This is a genomic window from Haloferax litoreum (assembly GCF_009674605.1).
Lineage (GTDB): Archaea > Halobacteriota > Halobacteria > Halobacteriales > Haloferacaceae > Haloferax > Haloferax litoreum.
This window is the reverse complement of sequence record NZ_WKJO01000001.1, coordinates 1,905,007-1,922,663: the sequence shown is the minus strand read 5'-3', so window position 1 is coordinate 1,922,663 and position 17,657 is coordinate 1,905,007. Positions and strand designations below refer to the sequence as shown.

General features: G+C 62.9%; 20 protein-coding genes. 7 read left to right on the top strand and 13 right to left on the bottom strand.

Features of this window, described 5'->3' with window-relative positions; genetic code table 11:
- The first annotated feature begins 3 nt into the window (after positions 1–3).
- A complete protein-coding gene (locus GJR96_RS09880) occupies positions 4–1,284 on the top strand; it encodes a tRNA (N(6)-L-threonylcarbamoyladenosine(37)-C(2))-methylthiotransferase (RefSeq protein WP_151162780.1) in 1,281 nt (426 codons plus the stop codon).
- 27 nt (positions 1,285–1,311) lie between these two features.
- Here the strand turns inward: GJR96_RS09880 and GJR96_RS09875 are convergent, their stop codons facing one another.
- Entirely contained in the window at positions 1,312–2,061 is a 750-nt protein-coding gene (locus tag GJR96_RS09875; RefSeq protein ID WP_151162779.1) for a class I SAM-dependent methyltransferase, read from the bottom strand.
- Positions 2,062–2,137: 76 nt separating this feature from the next.
- Positions 2,138–2,593, bottom strand: coding sequence for a GNAT family N-acetyltransferase (locus GJR96_RS09870; RefSeq protein WP_151162778.1), 456 nt, complete (start codon positions 2,591–2,593; stop codon positions 2,138–2,140).
- Between the two features lie 86 nt (positions 2,594–2,679).
- On the opposite strand from GJR96_RS09870, the gene GJR96_RS09865 reads away from it, so the two are divergent.
- Positions 2,680–3,270, top strand: coding sequence for a S26 family signal peptidase (locus tag GJR96_RS09865; protein ID WP_151162777.1), 591 nt, complete (start codon positions 2,680–2,682; stop codon positions 3,268–3,270).
- 24 nt (positions 3,271–3,294) lie between these two features.
- On the opposite strand, the gene GJR96_RS09860 is transcribed toward GJR96_RS09865, so the two are convergent.
- The 3 genes from GJR96_RS09860 to map all read right to left on the bottom strand — a co-directional run bounded on the left by GJR96_RS09860 (position 3,295) and on the right by map (position 5,832).
- Positions 3,295–4,230, bottom strand: a complete 936-nt coding sequence (locus GJR96_RS09860) for a cation diffusion facilitator family transporter (protein ID WP_151162776.1) — start codon at positions 4,228–4,230, stop codon at positions 3,295–3,297.
- A gap of 81 nt (positions 4,231–4,311) precedes the next feature.
- Positions 4,312–4,863 carry an HIT family protein gene (locus GJR96_RS09855; protein WP_151162775.1) on the bottom strand — a complete coding sequence of 184 codons (552 nt, stop codon included), beginning with the start codon at positions 4,861–4,863 and terminating at the stop codon, positions 4,312–4,314.
- Between the two features lie 78 nt (positions 4,864–4,941).
- Positions 4,942–5,832, bottom strand: a complete 891-nt coding sequence (map, locus tag GJR96_RS09850) for a type II methionyl aminopeptidase (RefSeq protein ID WP_151162774.1) — start codon at positions 5,830–5,832, stop codon at positions 4,942–4,944.
- A 171-nt stretch (positions 5,833–6,003) separates the two neighbouring features.
- On the opposite strand from map, the gene GJR96_RS09845 reads away from it, so the two are divergent.
- The 3 genes from GJR96_RS09845 to GJR96_RS09835 all read left to right on the top strand — a co-directional run bounded on the left by GJR96_RS09845 (position 6,004) and on the right by GJR96_RS09835 (position 9,635).
- On the top strand, positions 6,004–6,705 hold the full coding sequence (locus tag GJR96_RS09845) for a metallophosphoesterase family protein (protein ID WP_151162773.1): 702 nt from the start codon (positions 6,004–6,006) through the stop codon (positions 6,703–6,705).
- 99 nt (positions 6,706–6,804) lie between these two features.
- Positions 6,805–9,084, top strand: a complete 2,280-nt coding sequence (gene ppk1, locus GJR96_RS09840) for a polyphosphate kinase 1 (protein ID WP_151162772.1) — start codon at positions 6,805–6,807, stop codon at positions 9,082–9,084.
- A 74-nt stretch (positions 9,085–9,158) separates the two neighbouring features.
- Positions 9,159–9,635, top strand: a complete 477-nt coding sequence (locus GJR96_RS09835; protein ID WP_151162771.1) for a hypothetical protein — start codon at positions 9,159–9,161, stop codon at positions 9,633–9,635.
- Positions 9,636–9,654: 19 nt separating this feature from the next.
- Here GJR96_RS09835 and GJR96_RS09830 read toward each other — a convergent pair whose 3' ends face one another.
- The 3 genes from GJR96_RS09830 to GJR96_RS09820 are packed head-to-tail and all read right to left on the bottom strand — an operon-like array spanning position 9,655 to position 12,021.
- On the bottom strand, positions 9,655–9,915 hold the full coding sequence (locus GJR96_RS09830; RefSeq protein WP_151162770.1) for a lipoyl domain-containing protein: 261 nt from the start codon (positions 9,913–9,915) through the stop codon (positions 9,655–9,657).
- A gap of 31 nt (positions 9,916–9,946) precedes the next feature.
- Positions 9,947–10,987, bottom strand: coding sequence for an alpha-ketoacid dehydrogenase subunit beta (locus GJR96_RS09825; RefSeq protein ID WP_151162769.1), 1,041 nt, complete (start codon positions 10,985–10,987; stop codon positions 9,947–9,949).
- Complete coding sequence (locus GJR96_RS09820; protein WP_151162768.1) at positions 10,987–12,021, bottom strand: thiamine pyrophosphate-dependent dehydrogenase E1 component subunit alpha; 1,035 nt, start codon at positions 12,019–12,021, stop codon at positions 10,987–10,989. Before GJR96_RS09820 ends, GJR96_RS09825 begins: the two co-directional genes overlap by 1 nt.
- A gap of 168 nt (positions 12,022–12,189) precedes the next feature.
- Between GJR96_RS09820 and GJR96_RS09815 the strand changes: the two genes are divergently transcribed.
- Positions 12,190–12,831 (top strand): dienelactone hydrolase family protein, encoded by a 642-nt coding sequence (locus GJR96_RS09815; protein WP_151162767.1) that lies wholly within the window; start codon positions 12,190–12,192, stop codon positions 12,829–12,831.
- Between the two features lie 28 nt (positions 12,832–12,859).
- Here GJR96_RS09815 and GJR96_RS18115 read toward each other — a convergent pair whose 3' ends face one another.
- From GJR96_RS18115 to GJR96_RS09795, 5 genes are all read right to left on the bottom strand, one after another.
- Positions 12,860–13,015, bottom strand: coding sequence for a hypothetical protein (locus GJR96_RS18115; RefSeq protein ID WP_191965839.1), 156 nt, complete (start codon positions 13,013–13,015; stop codon positions 12,860–12,862).
- Between the two features lie 88 nt (positions 13,016–13,103).
- Positions 13,104–13,736 (bottom strand): DsbA family oxidoreductase, encoded by a 633-nt coding sequence (locus GJR96_RS09810; RefSeq protein ID WP_151162766.1) that lies wholly within the window; start codon positions 13,734–13,736, stop codon positions 13,104–13,106.
- A gap of 91 nt (positions 13,737–13,827) precedes the next feature.
- Complete coding sequence (locus tag GJR96_RS09805; protein ID WP_151162765.1) at positions 13,828–14,268, bottom strand: DUF7522 family protein; 441 nt, start codon at positions 14,266–14,268, stop codon at positions 13,828–13,830.
- An 86-nt stretch (positions 14,269–14,354) separates the two neighbouring features.
- On the bottom strand, positions 14,355–15,290 hold the full coding sequence (locus GJR96_RS09800) for an oxidoreductase (RefSeq protein WP_151162764.1): 936 nt from the start codon (positions 15,288–15,290) through the stop codon (positions 14,355–14,357).
- A 63-nt stretch (positions 15,291–15,353) separates the two neighbouring features.
- Positions 15,354–16,265 carry an isoaspartyl peptidase/L-asparaginase gene (locus GJR96_RS09795; protein WP_151162763.1) on the bottom strand — a complete coding sequence of 304 codons (912 nt, stop codon included), beginning with the start codon at positions 16,263–16,265 and terminating at the stop codon, positions 15,354–15,356.
- 122 nt (positions 16,266–16,387) lie between these two features.
- Here GJR96_RS09795 and icd point away from each other — a divergent pair, with 122 nt between their 5' ends.
- Entirely contained in the window at positions 16,388–17,641 is a 1,254-nt protein-coding gene (gene icd, locus GJR96_RS09790; protein ID WP_151162762.1) for an isocitrate dehydrogenase (NADP(+)), read from the top strand.
- Positions 17,642–17,657: the final 16 nt, after the last annotated feature.

The window sequence follows — 17,657 nt, the reverse complement described above, 5'->3', positions numbered from 1 at the left end:
CGAATGGCCCGATACCACATCGAGACGTACGGCTGTACCTCGAACCGCGGCGAGAGCCGTGCCATCGAGAGTGCGCTTCGCGACGCCGGTCACTACCGCGTCGACGGACCCGAGGAAGCCGACGTCGCCATCATGAACACCTGTACGGTCGTGGAGAAGACGGAGCGGAACATGCTCCGTCGGGCCAAAGAACTCGAACAGGAGACGGCTGACCTCGTCATCACCGGGTGCATGGCGTTGGCACAGGGCAACGACTTCCGCGAGGAAGGCATCGACGCCCAGATTCTCCACTGGGACGACGTGCCCACGGCCGTCACCAACGGTGAGTGCCCGACGCCGGGACCGGGCGTCGAACCCGTCTTGGACGGCGTCGTCGGTATCCTCCCCATCGCCCGCGGGTGCATGTCGAACTGCTCGTACTGCATCACCAAGTTCGCCACGGGGCGTGTCGATTCCCCATCCGTCGACGAGAACGTCGAGAAAGCCCGCGCCCTCGTCCACGCTGGCGCGAAAGAACTCCGTATCACCGGACAGGACACGGGCGTCTACGGATGGGACAAAGGCGACCGTAAGCTTCCGGAACTCCTCGACCGCATCTGCTCGGAAATCGACGGCGAGTTCCGCGTCCGCGTCGGTATGGCCAACCCCGGCGGCGTCCACGGCATCCGTCAGGAACTCGCCGACGTGTTCGCCACGCACGACAACCTCTACAACTTCATCCACGCCCCCGTCCAGTCGGGGTCTGACGAGGTGCTCGAACACATGCGCCGACAACACCGCGTCGACAAATTCCGCGACATCGTCGAGACGTTCGACGAGACGCTCGACTACTGGACGCTCTCGACGGACTTCATCGTCGGCTATCCGACCGAAACCGACGAAGACCACGCGAAGTCGATGGCCCTCCTCCGCGAGATTCGCCCCGAGAAAATCAACGTCACGCGCTTCTCGAAGCGCCCCGGCACCGACGCCGCCGACCTGAAGGGCCTCGGAGGGACCATCAAGAAAGAGCGGTCGAAGGAGATGTCAGAAGCGAAGATGGACATCGTCGCCGCCGCCTACGAGGAGATGGTCGGCACCGAACACGACGTGCTCGTCGTCGAAGAGGGAACTGGCGACTCGGTGAAGTGCCGCGACGAGGCCTACCGGCAAATCATCGTCCAGAACGCTTCCGAACACGGCCTCGAACCCGGTGACTTCGTGCGGGTGACTGTCACGGCCCATCAGACGGTGTACGCCTTCGGCGAACCGGTCGAAGCGAAAGTCGACCCAGCAACCGCCTGAGAGACGCCGTCGATTCTTCTTTGACGACTACGGGCTAATCGACCACACGAGTTCGTCTGTCACCGACGTCGGCGGGTCGCCGTCGAAGTTCGTCACCTCCCACGACGACGCGCCGACGAGTCGTAACAGGAGTTCGAACTCCCGTTTCGTCACCGACTTGAGTCGGTACGACTCCGAGACGACCACGTCGTCGTTCTCGTCGAACAGCACCTTCTCGCCTCTCACGATTCCCGCCACCTCGTCTTCGAAGTCTGCTCGGTGGAGGACTCGGTACTGCTCGCCGTCTATCTCCACCGCTTCGACTTCTTCGGTCCCGTAGTTCTCCACGACGAACTCGCAGTCCGGCGCGTAGAAGTTCAACACCAACTCGCCGTCGTCTGCCGTCGCATCGAGTAGTGAACGGAGGGCCGACAGTTGGTCGTCGATGGTCAGGTTGTGAAGGAAGGCCCGGAAGGGAACGATAACGAGGTCGTACGGGTCGGAGACGGTGAAGTCTCGCATGTCCGCCTGCCACACGTTGGGGTCGAGTCCGTCTGCCGCCGCGTTCTCGCGCAACTGGTCGAGCATCCCCATCGAGAGGTCGATTCCGTCCGCGTCGACGCCTGCGCGCAGGAGTTCGAGGTAGATTCGGCCCGTTCCACACCCAACTTCGAGGACGCGTCCACCGACGTCGACGGCCCGGTCGACGTAGTACGACACGTCTCGTGTGGGAGTCCCCTCTGCGTCGTAGACTCGTGCCCACGTGTCGTAGTAGTCGGTGCTGTCGTCCGATTCCATAGGCGGTCTGCGGCGGAGTCGGCCTTAAAGCTTCGTTCGATATGTGACGGGGCTTGAAGCCGTTCTGGTGGCGGTGTCACTCGCGCCGGCCGCGAACCCCGTCTTCGGTGACTCGCAGGAACATGCCCTTCGACGCCGGGGCCGTCGGTTCGAACCCCCATCGCTCGTAGTAGCCATCGACGTCGGCGAAGAGATTCACAAACGCCGACGGCGGGGCCTCCTTGTCGAGGTAGTCGACGAGAGCGTCCATCACGCGCGTCCCCAGACCCTTGCCCTGATGGTCTGGGTGAACTGCGACGTCGACGACCTGATAGACGGTCCCACCGTCGCCGACCAGACGACCCATACCGACGACTGTTCCATCGTCGACGTCGTCCTCATCGCCACTCACGACGGTGACACCGAAAATCGTGTTCGGGAGTCCTCGCTTCGCGGCGGCGAGCGAACGAGGGGCCATCCCAGCGGCTTCACGGAGGGTCACGTACGTCTCTGGGTCGGGGAACGATGGTCGGAGATGGTAGTCGGTCACGATTCGAGAGAGGTCGCTCGGTCGTCTAACCGTTCTGTTCGAAGGTCCCTCACCGACAGGTTGTTAGTTCGACTCCGAGAGTATCGTGTGTGTCTGCTGACGGTCCGCCACTCTCACGAATCGTCGCTCGCGACACCCTCCAGATAGTCCTCGGCATCCTCGTCGTCGGTGCCCTCCTCTTCGTCGCCACTGGCGTCTGGCCACCACTGGTCGCCGTCGAGAGCGGCAGTATGGAGCCAACCCTCGAACGTGGTGACCTCGTGGTCGTCACCGAGAAGGGGCGTTTCACCGGCCCTGCTGCCGACGAGTTCGGCGTGGTTACGGCGAACGCAAGCGAGGGGTACGCGCGAATCGGCGACGCCGGCGACGTCGTCGTCTACGCGCCACCGGGACGGCGCGGGTCCCCGATAATTCACCGGGCAGTATTCGCCGTCGAGGCGGGTGAGAACTGGTACGAAGAGGCCAACGAGACGTACGTCGCCGGCGCAGATTCGTGTGCAGCGTTACGCAACTGCCCCGCCCCACACGCGGGGTACATCACTCGCGGCGACAACAACGACTACTACGACCAGGCGAGAGGAATCGCGCCACCGGTCCGTCCGCAGTGGATACGAGCGAAGGCGCAGTTTCACGTGCCGTATCTCGGGATGGTCCGACTCGAACTTCAGAAGGCGCTCTAACCGCGACTACGTCGCTGTCAGAGCCTATCTGTCGTCACCGCCGTCCGGGGTGAACATCGTGAACCGGTCTTCGTCGTGGTCGTCTTTCCACTCGCCGAGTTCCTTGGGGTCGATGTGAACGAACACGTCGTCGACTTCGTCGATGTCGCGGATGGCCTGAACGACCCACGTCTCGATGTCGTGAGCCTCGGTGAGCGTCATGTCGCCCTCGACTTCGATGTGGAGACTCACGTCGATTTCCGGGCCGACGTAGTGGGCGACCACGTCGTGTGCGCCCTGCACGTCGGGGTGTGAGAGTGCCGTCTGCACGATGAGTGCCCGGAGGTACTCCGGCGGCGCAGCACCGACGAGATAGTTCACGTTGTCACGGACGATTTCGTAGCCAGTGTAGATGATGCCGATAGAGACGACCATCGCGGCCAGTGGGTCGAGAATCGGGTAGCCCATCTGCGCGCCGACGACACCGACGAGTGCCGCCGCCGCCGTGAGGATGTCGTTGCGGTTGTCGAGTGCTGCCGCCACGAGGGCGGGCGAGTTGCTCTCCTTGCCGACGTTCAAACAGTAGCGATAGAGCACGTACTTGAAGACGCCGGCGGCGACGAGGACGAGGACACCGAGGGTCCCTGCGGCCCCGCCGTAACTCTGGTCGAGGATACTGCTCGTACTCTGCCAGAGGATGGCCCCACCCGCCGCGAAGATACCGACGGCGACGAACAGCGAGACGAACGGTTCGATTCGCTCGTGCCCGTGGGGGTGTTCGAAGTCCGGCGGTTTCGTCGTCAGGTAGAGACCGGCGAGGATAATCGTGCTGTAGATGACGTCAGCGAGACTGTTCACCGCCTCGGACCCGACCGCCAGACTCCCCGTCGTCCACCACACCGCCCCCTTGCCGAGGACGAGGAGGACGTTCGCCACGAGGACGACGACAGCGACCCGACGGATGGCCCGTTTCCGCTCCATTACCGTGGCATTCGGGTGTGGGGTTCAAATGAGCTTCGGGTGGTAGCGGGCGTTTAGACGCGGTTCACAAGAGTTTTTGAGTCAGTCTAAATCGAAGAAGACGGCCGAGTCGTCTCCGTCGGTGACGCCCCCGTCGAGTCCCGCAAAGGCGTCGTGGAGGTGGTCGTACGAGTCGTCGAGTGCCTGCACGAGCACTTTCGCATCCGAGATGACCGGCATGAAGTTCGTGTCACCGGTCCAGCGAGGGACGACGTGCGTGTGGAGGTGGTCGTCGATAGACCCCCCGGCGGCCGACCCACCGAGGTTCTCGCCGGCGTTGAACCCGTCGGGGTCGAACGCGGCGTCGAGTGCGGCGAGTGTACGCGATTTCAACCGGGCGTGGTCGAGGAGTTCCTCGTCCGAGAGGTCGGCGAAGTCGCCGGTGTGACGGTACGGGATGACCATCACGTGCCCCGGCGCGTACGGATAGTTGTTGAGGAGGACGAACGAGTGTTCCGAGCGAGCGACGATGTTGCTCTCGGCGTCGTCGTCACGTTCGGGGAGTGCACAGAACGGACAGGAGTCGTCGTCTGCATCCTGGTCTCCGTCACGAGTCACCCACTCGATGCGCCACGGGGCGAACAGTTGGTCCATGGCGGGGTGAACGAACGGGGGGATGCAAGCCGTTTCGGTTGCAGGTATCTCCGAAACCGGACGGCAGTCTCGTGGGACTTACCGAGTGATGTTCTCGTAGCCGTCTTCGGTGACGATGACGGTGTCTTCGGCCTGTCCAACCATCGCGCCTTCTTCTTCCTTCAGGACGGGGTACCCGCGGAGGACGCCCTGCTGTTCGAGGCGACGGATGGCCATCTCGGAGCGACCACCTTCGAACCAGCGTGCCGCGAAGGGGAGTAGTTTGTACTTCTCGCGGACTTCGTCGAGGAGTTTGCGGGACATCCGGTCGCGGACCGAGCGGTCGTGGACGAGACTATATATCTCGTTTTTCGACCCTTCGGTGACCTTGCCGGACCCGTCGGTTGCGAACGGTTCGATGGCGACCACGTCGCCGACTTCGAGTTCGACGCCGCGGTCGGCACCACGGTTCGGGATGGTCGGGTCGGTGTGGGCGTCCCACTGTTCGACACCGTGACCCGAGAGGTTGAGAACCGGCGTGTAGCCGTAGCCGCGAATCACGTCTTCGATTTCGGCACCGATTTTCCCGGTGTGCGCGCCCGCTTCGACCATGTCGAGGGCGGCGTCGAGTGCCTCTTCGGCGGACTCGACGAGTTCGTCGTTGCCCGAGAGGTCCACGGTCACCGCCGAGTCGGCGATGTAGCCGTCGACGTGGACACCGAGGTCCAGACAGACCATGTCCTCGCCGAAGACGGTGTCGTCGTCGCGTCCCGGACTCGCGTGCGACGCCTCTTCGTTGACGCTGATGTTGGCCGGGAACGCACACCCGTCTGCCAGTTCGCGAATTCGTTCCTCGGCGTATTCGGCCACTTCGAGGTGGGTGACACCGGGTTCGACCATCTCGGCCGACTCGTCCATCACCGTTCGGAGGACCTCCCCTGCTTCTCGATACTTCTCGACTGTCTCGTCGTCGAGGGGTCCGATGCTCATGTCCCCGGATTCGAGGCCCCGCCGGAAAGCGATTGCGGGACGGGCGGGACCACACCAACCGTCACCGACCCGAGTCCATGGGTCGCGCTCCCGTGACTATATAGCTCAACATTCTACAACTAGTAACCCTTTCTAAAGTGCCAGTTCTTGATACCAGAAGATAGCGCCCACATGAGTGTACCATCTTTCCACCCCGACGTCGCCGAACAGCACCACCGAGTCGACATCGACGAGTGGGACGACGTGTACGTCGCCGGCGACGTTCACGGGTGTCTCTCCGCGCTCGAACGACTCGTCGACCGCATCGACCCCTCGGACGACGACCTCGTGGTCTTCGTCGGTGACCTCGTTCGGAAGGGCCCCGACAGCAAAGGTGTCGTCGACTACGTCCGCGAGCGTGACAACTTCCTCACCGTCCGCGGAAACAACGAAGAGAAACTCATCCGCGGCACGAAGGAGATAGACGCCCTCACCGACGACGACCTGGCGTGGATAGAGAACCTCCCGGTCGCCATCTCGTGGGACGGTGCACTCGTCGTCCACGGCGGCGTCCACCCCGAGGTTCCGCTCGAAGAACACGACGTCGACAAACTCGAAAACACGCGCGCGATGAACCCCGGCGATAGCTACGACGGGCCGTTCTGGTTCGAACACTACGACGGGCCAGACCGCGTCTTCTTCGGACACACCGTCATGGCGCACCCGGCAGTGTTCCGGTACGCGATGGGTCTGGACACTGGCGCAGTCTACGGTGGCGCACTCTCGGCGTACGACCTCCACGCGGACGAAATCGTCTCTATCGACGTGGACGTGACTCACGAGTCGCGGAAAGACTCGAAGATTCTCGAACCCCGGCAACCCGCGCTGGCCTGAGGCAGCACCCGGTCTTCACGTGCTCTGACGACCGACCTCGTCTGAGCGACGAACGGGCGGCGGACTAAAGACCGTCGCGGTACCATCTTTGCTCAGTACATGTCCGAAGACGAGGCGCACAGCGGTGAGCCAATCGATTACGACGGGGGGCAGGCGACGACTGCCCAGAGCCCGACGACTAAACCCGTCCGCGTCGGACCCCTCACCGACGCGCCGGTGGTGCCAGAGACCGCGGACCTCTCGGACACGTCGCTGTATCTCAACCGCGAACTGAGTGAACTCTCTTTCCACGAACGTGTGCTCAACGAAGCGCTGGACGAGCGCAACCCGTTGTTCGAGCGTGTCAAGTTCCTCTCGATTCTCACCTCGAACCTCGACGAATTCTTCATGAAACGGGTCGGCGGGTTGAAACAGCAAATCGCCGCCGACGTGACGGTACTGTCACCCGACGGCCGCACCCCATACGAACAGTGGACGCTCGTCTTAGAACGCGCCCGTGACCTCCTCGACCGGCAGACGGCCTGCTTCCGTGACCTCGTCCGCCCCGCCCTCGCAGACGCTGGCATCGAAATCGTCGCCTACGACGCACTGTCGTCGGACGAACAGGCCGCCCTTCGCGACTACTTCGAAGCGTCTGTCCTCCCGACGCTCACGCCTCTTACGTTCGACCCGGCGCACCCGTTCCCGTTCATCTCGAACCTCTCGCTGTCGCTCGCGGTACTCACGCGAGAGCACGAAGACGCGCCGACGAAGTTCTCCCGCGTGAAGGTTCCGGGGAACCGACCGCGACTGGTCGATGTCGACGACATCGTCGGACGGACCATGGACGCCGACAGCGAGACTCTTGGCCGCACCGCCCACGCTCCCACGCGGTTCGTTCCACTCGCCCGTGTCATCGAGCACAACCTCGACTTGCTGTTCCCGAACGTCGAAGTCCTCGACGCGTCGACGTTCCGCGTGACGCGGAACGCCGAAGTCCGGCGGAACGAAGAGGTCGCAGAGGGCCTCATCGAGATGATAGAGGACGTGCTCCGCCAACGTCGCTTCGCGACAGTCGTCCGTCTGGAGGTCGAAGACGACACCCCGGACGCAGTCCGTGACCTCCTCGTCGAACAACTCGGCCTCGACGACAGGGAGGTGTTCGAGCGAGAGATTCCCCTCGACTTCACGGGGTTGACGACGTTGTTCGACCTCGACCGGCAAGAACTCGAAGTCGACCCGTGGCACCCGCAACCTCATCCGCGATTCGTCGGCCTCTCTACGGACGACCCGGGCGCCCTCTTCGCCGAGGTTGCACGCAAAGACGTGCTCGTCCACCACCCGTATCACTCCTTTACCGGGACTGTCGGAACGTTCCTCGGTGCGGCGGCGAACGACCCGTCTGTCCTCGCAATCAAGGCGACAATCTACCGAACTGCGCCCGACTCGGAGGTCATCGAGACACTCATCGAGGCCGCGAGCAACGGTATCCAAGTCGCCGTGATGGTCGAACTCAAAGCCCGGTTCGACGAGGAGAACAACCTGCGGTGGGTTCGCCGTCTCGAAGAAGAGGGTATCCACGTCGCTTACGGGACTATCGGGCTGAAGACGCACACGAAGACGGCCCTCGTCGTCCGCGAAGAGAACGACGGCGTCCAACTCTACTCACACGTCGCGACTGGGAACTACCACTCCCAGACGGCCAAACTCTACACCGACCTCGGTCTGTTCACCGCCGACCCGGATATCGGCCACGACCTGGTTCGCCTGTTCAACTACTTCACCGGGCACTCCCGACACGAGTCGTACCGAAAACTCCTCGTCGCGCCGACCAACCTCCGTGAGGAGATGACCCGACTCGTCCGCCGAGAGGCAGACCACGCTCGCGCCGGACGCGACGCCCGCATCGTCGCCAAGATGAACTCGCTCGAAGACCCGGAGATGGTCCGCGAACTCTACGAAGCGTCGATGGCCGGCGTCGATATCGACCTCGTGGTGCGCGGTATCTGTCGCCTCAGACCGGGAATCGACGGAATCTCCGAGACTATCTCGGTGTCGAGCGTGGTCGGTCGGTTCCTCGAACACTCGCGTATCTTCTACTTCGAGAATGCGGGTGACCCCGACTACTACGTCGGGTCGGCCGACTGGATGACGCGCAACCTCGACCGCCGCGTGGAAGCCATCACACCCGTCGTAGACCCGTCGCTCCGGGTCGAACTCGACGCCGTACTCGAAGCACTCCTCTCCGACAACCGCCGCCGGTGGGTGATGGACGCCGACGGGCGCTACCACCAACTTCGCCCCGCCGACGATGCACACGAAGTCGAGGCGCACACTGTGCTGATGAACCGGGCGCTTGGCGAGACGTACCGGTCGAAGAACGGCGAGCACGAGTCGTAGCGTGACCGACACGACCGACCCACTCGGTCTAGTCGAGCAGAAAACATATTCTGGTCCGCTTCACAGACGGGTCTATGACCACTCCTCGCCCCCGGAGACGTGTCCTCCAGCGTACCGGCGTCGCTCTCATCTCCGGAATTGGACTCACCGGGTGCCTCGGTGAAGCGCCGACTGGTGATAATGACACGACCACCACGCACTCCGAGACGACCAAAGTCCAGACGGCAACACCGAATTCCGAGACAGAAGTTCCACTCGCCGAGATTTCAGACGAGGACGCCAAAGCACGAGCGCTCGCCGCCGAGGAAGCGTACCTCGAAACCCGTCTTCAGAACGCTACCTGTCTCCTGAGTTGGGGAACGACGCCGACAACGGCGAGCAAAGAAGCCACTGTCGTCGAACGCTCTGCTGACGGCGTCGTCGTGGACGTGACGCATCCATACTGGTACGGCAAGGAGAACGAAGAAGCGGACTCGGTCTCGGAGGCGTTCTACCTCGTGAACGAGACGAGTGTCGAACGCACCAGCGGCGACGACATTTCCCCCTGCTAGCCCCGAAAAATGGTCGTCCTCAGGCGCTCGGTTGAATCCGAGCGAGGACGTCGCCGCGTGTGAACTCGCCGCCTTCCGCGACGACGAGTTCGGTGACAGTCCCGTTCGTCGGTGCCGTCACGTCGATGCTCACTTTCTCGACTTGCATCTCGCCGATTGTCTCGCCTTCGTCGACGGCGGACCCTTCGCGGACGAACCAGTTGGCGAGGTAGCCCTCGTCTACGTCGTCTGCGTCGTCGGGCCAGATGGACGCCGAATCGACATCGGCGGTCTCCGTCATACGCGTCCTCCGTTTGCGTCTACGGTCCCGCTCATTCGTGGAGTTCGCGGATGGCCGCCGCGATATCGTCGGTGCCGGGGTTGACTTCGTCTTCCAGTGACCGAGCGTACGGAATCGGCACGTCCGGGATGGCGAGGCGCTTGACCGCCGAGAGGTCGTCGAGTGCGCCTTCCGCCGCGCGGGCGATGATTTCGCCCGTCACGCCGAACGACTGGTAGTCCTCGTCGACGACGAGGAGCTTGCCGGTCTTGCGGACCGAGTCGAGGATGGTCTCGGTGTCGAGGGGGACGAGCGTTCGCAGGTCGACGACTTCGGCGTCGATGCCGTCGTCTTCGAGTTGGCTCGCCGCGTCGAGTGCCCGGTGGACGTGCAGGCCGAGGGTGACGACGGTCACGTCGCTCCCGTGGCGCTTGATATCTGCTTCGCCAAACGGAATCGTGTAGTCTTCTTCCGGCACGCCCGTCTTCGGGCCCGGCGGCGAGGGCATCCACCCGAGGCCCATCAGGCGCTTGTGGAACATGTAGACGACCGGGTCGTCGTCGCGGATGGCGCTGTGCATCAGGCCCTTTGCGTCGTAGGCCGTACTCGGGACGACGACTTTCATGCCCGGAAGGTGTGCGAACGTCCCGTAGAGCGTCTGGGAGTGCTGGCCGGCGTCGTTGTAGGTGCCGCCGACGGCGGTGGTCAACACCATCGGGACGGAGAACGACCCACCGCTCATGTAGGTGTTCTTCGCCATGTTGTTGTAGATTTGGTCCATGGCGACGCCGAAGAAGTCGACGAACATCAGTTCGGCAATCGGCCGCATGCCGGCCTGTGCCGCCCCGACGGCGGCACCGAGGAAGGCAGTCTCGCTGATGGGAACGTCCATCACGCGGTCACGCCCGAACTCGTCTAAGAGGCCGGTCGTACTGGAGAAGATGCCGCCGTAGTCGGCGACGTCCTCGCCCATGTAGAACACCTCTTCGTTCTCGCGCATCTCCCACGCGATGGCTTCGACCATCGCGCGACTCATGGTCAGTTCGCGGTCCGTCTCTGTCGCTTCGGTGAAGTCTCGTGATTCAGTCGCCATTATTGGTCACCTCCCTCGTCGCCATCGGACGACGCATCCGACGTGTTCGCACCACCGTCAGTCGCCGCCTGTGCTGGCGGGTTCGTAAAGACGTTCTCGTACGCCGTCGACGGGTCTGGTTCCGGTTGCTCTTTGGCCCACGCGATAGCCTCGTCGACTCGTTCGTGCGCACGTTCTCGAATCTCGTCGAGTTCGTCGTCTTCCACGCCGTGTGCTCGCAGGTCGTCGGCCAGTCGCTCGATAGAGTCGCGCTGTTTGGCGCGTTCGATGTCCGCTTCTGGCCGGTAGGCCTCGGCGTCACCCATGAAGTGACCCATCCGACGGTGGACCTGCACCTCGATGAGCGACGGCCCGTTGCCGTCGCGGGCACGCATGATGGCTCTCTCCGCCGCCTCGTAGACGGCGACGGCGTCGTCGGAATCGACTCGCTCTCCGGGCATGTCGAATCCCAACGCGCGTCGAGACCCGTCTTCCACGTCCGTCACGCGGTCTTTCGGCATACTAATCGCCCAATCGTTGTCTTCGATGACGAAAACGACCGGGAGGTCTTGAACCGCCGCGAGGTTGAGCGACTCCAAGAACCCACCTTGGTCGATTGCCCCTTCGCCGAGGAAAGCGACGGCCACCGAGTCCGTGTTTCGCTTTTTCGCCGCCATCGCAGCGCCGACTGCTGGCGGACATCCCTGCGCGATGATACCCGAACACGCGAAGTTTACGTCCGGGTCGAACAGGTGCATGTGGCCTCCCTTCCCGCGGCACAGTCCCGTCTCGCGGCCGAATATCTCGGCGGTCATCTTCTTCAGGTCGACGCCCTTCGCGATGGCGATGTGGTGCGGTCGGTGCGGTGCCGTCACCGTGTCGTCGTCTCGAAGGTGGATACAGACCCCAGCACCCGAAGACTCGTGTCCTGCGGCGAGGTGTAGTTCCCCGGGAATCGGTCCGGCAGAGATGTCGAACGCCGGTTGTTTGCCGACCAGATACTCCTCCTGTAATCGCTCTTCGTAGTACCGAGCAGTCACCATCTGCTCGTACATTGTACGTAGTTCGGTAACACTCACCATATGCTCGTGAGTGTACACGAGATATTCTATTAACATTAATTGTGTAATACCCGAACATCTGTCCACCTGAAAATACCAAAATCGCCGCCTACAGGGCCGCTACCGTACAGAAATAAGTCAGTCGGCGACGGATCAGTTCGTATGGCTGACACGACACCGACACCGGTCACGATACCCGCCGACGGCGTCGAACTGGAAGGTGACCTCGGGATTCCCACGGGTGCGTCCGGCCTCGTCGTCTTCGCGCACGGCAGTGGAAGCAGTCGAAAGAGTCCACGGAACAACTACGTCGCGGACGTCATCCGTGAACGCGGCGTCGGGACACTCCTATTCGACCTCTTGACCGAAGAAGAAGACCAGACCTACGAGACACGGTTCGACATTCCGTTGCTGGTAGAGCGACTCCTCTCGGCGACCGATTGGCTTCGGGGTCGAAATGACACGCGCGACCTGAAGATTGGGTACTTCGGGTCGAGTACGGGCGCGGCGGCGGCACTGCTCGCGGCGGCGGAACTCGGTGGCCAGACCGACGCCGTCGTCTCTCGGGGTGGTCGCGTCGACCTCGCCGAAGAGCGTCTCTCAGACGTGGCCGCACCGACGATGTTCGTCGTCGGTGGCGCTGACGAACCCGTCCTCAGTCTCAACCGCGACGCGTACGAGAGCCTCGACTGCGAAAAGTCACTGGAGGTGATTCCGGGTGCAGGTCACCTGTTCGAAGGCCCGGGACAACTGGAGGACGTTGCCGACCTCGCGGCCGACTGGTTCGAGACGCACCTCGAGTGAGAGGACACCCACTCGCCCCGCCCCACGTTCACCGGGAGAACTTGAGGTCTTTCTCGGGGTTCTCGGCGACGACCCACCAGCGAACGTCTTCTTTAGGGTGTCGCTTTTCCACGTGTGCTTTCAGTTTGTCGCCGGTGTCGAAGTCCTTTCCACAGAGGTTACAGCGGTGGTGTCGCTTGGTCATGGTGAAATCTACGACAGCTAACATGATTAACCTAGGCTGGTGGGTGGGATATCAGATTGCGAGACCAGAACAACCGTCGAGAAACGGCTCAGACTCCTTCGACGAGTCGTTCCAGATGCTCCGGCGGCACTGCTCCCCGGGCGGCGTATCCGTCGTACGCGAACGTGGGAACACCGGTGACGCCGTGTCGCTGGGCCTCGGCGAACTGCTCACGGACTTCGTCGAAGAGTGTGTCGTCGTCCAACGCGGACCGAATCTCGTCGCCCGCGACACCTGCCTCTTCGGCGAGTTCCACGAGGACCGCTTCGTCTCCGATGTCTTCGCCCTCTTGCCAGAGTGCCTCGAAGATGGACACGTCGAACGCAAGCCACGTCTCGTTGTCGTAGTGTTGCTTGACGTAGTAGGACGCGACTTGTGCGGGCAGGGAGTCGATGTCGGTTGCAATCTCCTGCTTCATCTCGACGTCGTACCGGTCCTGGAGGCGACGGACGCCCTGTTTCGCCTGTTCGTAGTAGTCCTCGTCTTTCCCATCGTCCACAGAGAAGTCGATGCTTCCGTCGGGGCGACGCTTCTGACTCCGCAGGTCGAACGGATGCCAGTCGATGTCGAGTGCCTCGTCACGTGTCTCCTGATACCGCTTCAGCGACTCGCGTCCGAGATAACAGAAGGGACACACGTAGTCGGAGTAGACGGTGATACTGTCTGCCTCAGGGTCGTCCATACACACTCGTATTGAACACGGTTACAAAAACGAATTGCTTGGCTGTGCGTCGGGCACGAGCGACCGTCGGTTCGGTGGCCTCGTCCGCCACTCAGGCAGTCGTTTCTTCTTCGAGTATCTGGCAGATTGCCACTTCCATCTCCTCGAACTCCGAGAATTCGAGTTCGTCGGTGGTCACGATGATGCCGTGGTCGCCGACGACGGCCCGGCCGACGAACCCGTCCGAGAACACGCGAAGCGTGAACTCGTACTCGCCGAACTCCGGCCCTTCGGAACCCTCGCTGTCCGTTCCGGTCGTGCCGTAGGTCTCCTGTGGTCCGAACGCTGCTCGCTCGTTTTCGACGAGGGCACCTTTCACCGAGCGAATCTTCTCCTCGTCGCCGCCGTAGAGGTCCTGTCGAACGTAGAGCGTCTCGAAGTCGTCGCGGGTGAAGTAGACCACGCTTCGGAGGGAGTCGCCGAGCGTCGTGCGGACTGTCGAAACGATGGCGTCTGTGAAGGTCTGTGAAACGTCAATGGACGAACGTGTCATGTTCCTCCATAGCACTCGGCAGTATTTGGCTATCTCGCCGCATTCTGGTTCTCGGACCGGTGGGTATGGTGTCCCGCCGACGGCCGTTACGCGAGTCGGAATCGGGTGTCAGTCAGCGTCTCCGTAACCTCCCAGAGTCGCGCGGCCGTCTCTTGGTCTCTCGCTCGCTCACTCGGTTCTGCTGGCCCCGGATAGCCACGCATGTCGAAGAGACCCTGCGGACCGACGTAGTCGCCGCTCTCGACAGACGGGTCGGTCGCCGCGTAGACGAGGGGAAGCGACCCCATCTCAGCGGACTGGGCGAAGACGGCGTTCGCAAGTTTGCTCATCCACAACCGGGCGGTCGACCCAGTCTCCGAGGGGCCTCGGAGTTGTAAGTTCGTCGCGGCGTATCCGGGGTGTGCACCGACGCTCACGACGTCGTCGATACCCGACGCAGTCAGGCGGCGGTCGAGTTCGAACGCGAACAACAGGTTGGCGAGTTTGCTCTGGGCGTAGGCGTCCCACTCGTCGTATCCGCGTTCGCCGTGGAGGTCGTCGAAGTTCATCCGACCGCGTTCGTGGAGTCCACTCGACACTGTGACGATGCGCGTCTCGCCCGGCGTGTCGCGGAGGTGCGCGAACAGTCTGGCGGTCAGCACGAAGTGACCGAGGTGGTTGACGCCGAACTGCATCTCGAAACCCTGTTCGGTCTTCTGTCGCGGAATCGCCATCACGCCGGCGTTGTTACAGAGGACGTTGAGCGCCCCGTGGTCGTCGGCGAACTCGTCGGCGAAGCGGTGAACCGAATCGAGGTCTGCGAGGTCGAGTTCGGCGACTGTCAGCGACGCTGCCGGCACGTCGGCCCGGATATCTGCCATCGCCCGGTTCCCCCTGTCGAGGCTTCGACAGGCCATGACGACGTGCGCGCCCTTCTCGGCGAACAGTTTCGTCGCTTCGAACCCGATGCCACTGTTCGCACCGGTGACGACGGCAGTCTTCCCGGAGAGGTCAGGTACGTCGTCGGCAGTCCAGTCGCTCATGTCACGTGAGATGGCCCGGAGCGAAAAAACCGTGGTGGCGACTCGTCGTCTGTGCCGACCAGACTACCGAGACGCCGTACTCGTCTGCATCCCGTCGGAGTTGAACGCCGACCCGAATCCCTCGTCGTCGAGGAGGATGATACCTGCCGACGACCCGGTGAGTTCGCCGAACTCCTCCATGGCGAGGTCTGCGGCAGTCTGTGCGTCACGGCCGTGTTCGAGGTGGCGAACTGCTCGGCGGGCGAGCGTCACGCGAGCGATATCCTCGCCAGCGCCGGTCGTCGACGCCGCACCTGCGGGCGCGGCGTAGAACCCGGAGCCAATCTGTGGCACGTCGCCGACGCGTCCGGCGAGCGCGAACCACCGGCCGCCGGTCGAAGTCGCGGCCGCGAACGTCTCACCGTCGGTTGCGACGGCACCGACTGTATCGTGTCCCGGCAAGTCGGTCGACTGCACCTGTCCATCACTCGCCTCTGCGGTGGGGTCGCTCGTACTACCGCCAAATCGGTCGGCAAGCCAGTCGAGGTGTTCTCGTGGCGACCCGTCCGGTGCATCGGCGGCCTTCCAGCGCTCACGCGTCTCGTCAGTGAACAGGTCGACACCGGTTTCGACCCCCACGTCGGCCGCGAAATCGACCGCAGGGTCGCCCGCTAACAGGACGTGCGGTGTATCTTCGAGGACGGCCCGGGCGACAGAGACGGCGTGTTCGACGCCCTCCATCCCGGCCGCGGCACCAGCACGGCGGTCACTCGTCATCAGGCCGGCGTCGGTTCGGACGACGCCATCGGATTGCACCGCGCCGCCGACACCCGCGTTGAACCGGCGGTCGGATTCGAGGACGCGGACCGCGGTTTCGACCGCCGAAAGCGGGTCTGACTCCGCGACCCCGCGGTTTGCGGCGTCGTCGAGGACGGCCTGTCGTGGTTCGGGTTCGTCGGGGACGCCACCGGCGCCGCCGTGCAGGATAATTCGCATACGTACGCGCACTCGCAGGTCGTGGGTAAACGTATCGAATACCCACGAAAGACGGAGATATTTGCGGAACGAGCGGGAGAACGGCAGGACTTTTACACCGCAATGAAAACCCCTGATTGTTCATGAGTTACGACCAGATCGAGGTTCCTGAAGGCGGCGAGAAAATCACGTTCGAGGACGGCGAACTCTCTGTTCCCGACAACCCGATTATTCCGATCATCCACGGCGACGGAATCGGAACGGACGTCGGTCCAGCCGCACAGAAGGTTCTCGACGCTGCCGCAGAGGCGACGGGTCGCTCTGTATCCTGGATGCGCGTCTACGCCGGCGCATCTGCCCGTGACAAGTACGACGAGAATCTCCCCGAAGACACCGTCAGCGCCATCCGCGACCACCGCGTCGCCATCAAGGGCCCGCTCACGACGCCCGTCGGCGCAGGCTTCCGCTCGCTGAACGTCGCGCTCCGCAAGAAGCTCGACATGTACGCGAACGTCCGCCCGACGTACCACCTCGATGGTGTCCCATCGCCCGTCAAGAACCCCTCGGCGATGGACATGGTCACGTTCCGTGAGAACACCGAGGACGTCTACGCCGGCATCGAGTGGGAAGCCGGCACCGACGAAGTCCAGCAGGTCAAGGAGTTCGTCGAAGAGGAGATGGGCGCAACTGGCGTCATCCACGACGGCCCAGTCGGCATCGGCATCAAGCCCATCACCGAATTCGGGACGAAGCGTCTCGTCCGCGAGGCAATCGAGTACGCCCTCGAAAACGACCGTGACTCCGTCACGCTCGTCCACAAGGGCAACATCATGAAGTTCACCGAGGGTGCCTTCCGTGACTGGGGCTACGAACTCGCTGAAGAGGAGTTCGGCGACGTCACCATCACCGAGGACGAACTCTGGGAAGAGTACGACGGCGAGAAGCCCGAGGACAAGGTTGTCGTCAAGGACCGCATCGCCGACAACATGCTCCAGCAACTCCTCACCCGCACCGCCGACTACGACGTCATCGCGACGATGAACCTCAACGGCGACTACATGTCCGACGCCGCCGGCGCACAGATTGGTGGCCTCGGCATCGCACCCGGTGCGAACTTCGGTGAAGGTCTCTGTCTCGCCGAACCCGTCCACGGTTCCGCACCCAAGTACGCGGGTCAGGACAAGGTCAACCCGACTGCGATGATTCTCTCCGGCCGTCTCATGTTCGAGTACATGGGCTGGAAGGACGCCGGCAAACTCATCCGCGACGCCGTCGAGAAGACCATCTCCGAGGGCGACGTCACGTACGACCTTCACCGCCAGATCGAAGGCGGTACCAAACTCGCCACGAGCGAGTACGCCGACAAGGTCGTCGAGAACATTCACGAACTGGCGTAAGCCAGTTAGTGGGTCT

Coding starts and splice junctions, on each gene's coding strand:
- GJR96_RS09880 (WP_151162780.1), top strand. CDS start 4: ATGGCCCGATACCACATCGAGACGTACGGCTGTACCTCGAACCGCGGC.
- GJR96_RS09875 (WP_151162779.1), bottom strand. CDS start 2,061: ATGGAATCGGACGACAGCACCGACTACTACGACACGTGGGCACGAGTC.
- GJR96_RS09860 (WP_151162776.1), bottom strand. CDS start 4,230: ATGGAGCGGAAACGGGCCATCCGTCGGGTCGCTGTCGTCGTCCTCGTG.
- GJR96_RS09855 (WP_151162775.1), bottom strand. CDS start 4,863: ATGGACCAACTGTTCGCCCCGTGGCGCATCGAGTGGGTGACTCGTGAC.
- map (WP_151162774.1), bottom strand. CDS start 5,832: ATGAGCATCGGACCCCTCGACGACGAGACAGTCGAGAAGTATCGAGAA.
- GJR96_RS09845 (WP_151162773.1), top strand. CDS start 6,004: ATGAGTGTACCATCTTTCCACCCCGACGTCGCCGAACAGCACCACCGA.
- ppk1 (WP_151162772.1), top strand. CDS start 6,805: ATGTCCGAAGACGAGGCGCACAGCGGTGAGCCAATCGATTACGACGGG.
- GJR96_RS09835 (WP_151162771.1), top strand. CDS start 9,159: ATGACCACTCCTCGCCCCCGGAGACGTGTCCTCCAGCGTACCGGCGTC.
- GJR96_RS09830 (WP_151162770.1), bottom strand. CDS start 9,915: ATGACGGAGACCGCCGATGTCGATTCGGCGTCCATCTGGCCCGACGAC.
- GJR96_RS09825 (WP_151162769.1), bottom strand. CDS start 10,987: ATGGCGACTGAATCACGAGACTTCACCGAAGCGACAGAGACGGACCGC.
- GJR96_RS09820 (WP_151162768.1), bottom strand. CDS start 12,021: ATGTACGAGCAGATGGTGACTGCTCGGTACTACGAAGAGCGATTACAG.
- GJR96_RS09815 (WP_151162767.1), top strand. CDS start 12,190: ATGGCTGACACGACACCGACACCGGTCACGATACCCGCCGACGGCGTC.
- GJR96_RS18115 (WP_191965839.1), bottom strand. CDS start 13,015: ATGACCAAGCGACACCACCGCTGTAACCTCTGTGGAAAGGACTTCGAC.
- GJR96_RS09810 (WP_151162766.1), bottom strand. CDS start 13,736: ATGGACGACCCTGAGGCAGACAGTATCACCGTCTACTCCGACTACGTG.
- GJR96_RS09805 (WP_151162765.1), bottom strand. CDS start 14,268: ATGACACGTTCGTCCATTGACGTTTCACAGACCTTCACAGACGCCATC.
- GJR96_RS09800 (WP_151162764.1), bottom strand. CDS start 15,290: ATGAGCGACTGGACTGCCGACGACGTACCTGACCTCTCCGGGAAGACT.
- GJR96_RS09795 (WP_151162763.1), bottom strand. CDS start 16,265: ATGCGAATTATCCTGCACGGCGGCGCCGGTGGCGTCCCCGACGAACCC.
- icd (WP_151162762.1), top strand. CDS start 16,388: ATGAGTTACGACCAGATCGAGGTTCCTGAAGGCGGCGAGAAAATCACG.